The organism is Rhizobacter sp. P2_H2 (assembly GCF_056403375.1).
Genome location: NZ_JBFUFP010000993.1, coordinates 1 through 2,009, shown reverse-complemented (window position 1 = coordinate 2,009; position 2,009 = coordinate 1). Strand labels below are relative to the sequence as shown.

General features: G+C 74.3%; 2 protein-coding genes. Both read right to left on the bottom strand.

From position 1 onward, the window contains the following. Positions 1-897: hypothetical protein (locus AC1D15_RS29200; protein WP_477828773.1), on the bottom strand; the 897-nt coding region annotated here is incomplete at its 3' end. Next, on the bottom strand, positions 890-2,009 hold a 1,120-nt coding region (locus tag AC1D15_RS29195; protein WP_477828772.1), incomplete at its 5' end, for a hypothetical protein. The genes AC1D15_RS29200 and AC1D15_RS29195, both read right to left, overlap by 8 nt.

Sequence of the window (2,009 nt, the reverse complement as noted above, 5' to 3'; positions counted from 1 at the left end):
CTCGAGCTCGTCCCACGGTCCTGCGCCGTAGCAGTGGCGGCACAGCGCCGCGCCGAGCTGCACGCGCAGGTAGCTGACCGGGTGCGGGTCGCCCGGCGAGAAGCGGAACACCAGGCTCGGCTCGCCCGACAGCACGTCGTGCAGCGCGGCCACGCTCGCGAAGCCGGTGTGGCCGAAGGCGAACGCATCGGCGGCGATCTCGCTCGCCCACGAGGCCCACACGTCGGCCAGGTCGCCATGCGAGCCGGCCTGGGCGAGCCCGTGCTGCAGCAGCGTGCGCAGCTCGTCGTTCCAGCCGGTGATGTGCGCCACCTGGTGGCCGGCCTCGTGGATCAGCGCGGTCGGCCGCAGCAGGTTGTGGCGCGTGATCTTGATGGTGGCGACCGGGCACACCGCGCCGCCGTCCCACAGCCGCAGGCCGGCCTTCATGATCGCGGCGCCGGCGCCGCTGTCGAGGTAGGTCAGCACCACCGGCGTCGGGTGGCCCAGCTCGTCGAGCACCTGCGACATGCTGCGGTAGGCCAGGCTGTCGCAGGCGCGCAGCATCGCCGCCACCTGCGGGTTGGTGCGGGTGTTGATCGCGTCGGCGAAGAAATCCAGCGTGGTCTCGGTGCGCAGGTACTGGCGCCGGAACGCCAGCAGCAGGCGGCGCACCTGCGCCTGCGCGGCCGGGCTGCGCGCCGCCTGGCCGTGCGCCAGCAGCACCTGTGCATCGGCCGCCAGCGCATCGACCTTCGCCTGCAGGTGGCGGCGCAGCGCGAGCCCGAGGTACTGCTCGAGCCGGCCCCAGGCCGCCTCGCCGGCCAGGTCGTCCAGCATCAGTCGCGACGCGGCCAGCACCCAGTGGGCGATCTGGCGCTGCGTCTGCAGCGCGGCGGCGGCTTGCAGTTCAGCCACAGCGGTGCCCCGGTGCCACGTCGACCATCACCGCGGGGGCCGGGTCGAGCGTGAGCTGGGCCGGCGCGGCACCGCGGCCGGCCATCGCGTCGCACACCGCCTTCAGCGCCGGCGGGTGGGCGATCGAGAAGCGCAGCGTGACGCCGTCGGCCGCGTTCTCGGTGGCCGCGATGAAGGCCGCCGACTGCGTCTGGATGAAGCTCGCGAAGCCCTGCACCAGCCAGTTCTGCAAGGCCCCCGCATAGCGCCGGGCCTGCGCCTGCGGCAGGTTCTGCATGCCGGCGCTGGCGGCCGGCGAGGCGCCGGCATGCACCAGCCGCAGCCCGCGGCCCGGCGGGCCGGACAGGATGTGCTGCAGGCGGCTTTGCAGCGCACGCCCGAAGCCGGCGCTCAGCACGCCGGCATTGGTCGACTGGCGCAGCCGCATCGCGAGCTTCTGCGCCTTGGCTTCGCTGAGGAAGATGCAGGCGCGGATCTGGTCCTGCGTGCAGTCGAAGCGCAGGCCGAGGTGCATCGCGCGGCGGGCATGGGCCAGCCCGTGCGCGTGGCCATGGCGGTGGCCGTGCCGCCCGTGCATCGCATGCGGGCGGCGCCCGCCGACGTCGACGCGGTAGAGGCGCTGCCCCATCGCGGGCCGCTGCCCGTTGCCGTCGACGGCGCGCCCGAGGCCGGGCGCGCCGAGCAGCGTCGCGGCGGCCTGCGGCGTCAGCGGGTGCAGCTCCTGGCTGCCGAGCGCGCCCGAGGCATCGCCCTGCTCGAACTCGTTGCGGGCGATGTCGGCGAGGCGGGTGCCGGGCAGGGCTTCGTACAGGTGCAGCTGCGCATCGGCCGCCTCGCCTTCGGGCAGGCCGAGCTGCTCGTGCAGGAAGTCGGCGAGCGGTGCGCCCTCGAAGCTCATGACCTCGCCCGCCATGTGCGGCGTGATGCGCACGTCGAACACCCGCGTGCAGCGCTTGTAGCGCTTGCGCCCGCGCAGCGGCAGCATCACCCAGCCGGCATCGATGCCGGCCTCGAGCAGCTCGGGCCGCTGGCGGTAGATGCCGGGCGGCAGCACCGCCGGCAGGTTGGCGGCGGCCGCCTGCTCGAAGGCCTCCATCGCATAGCCTTCGAGC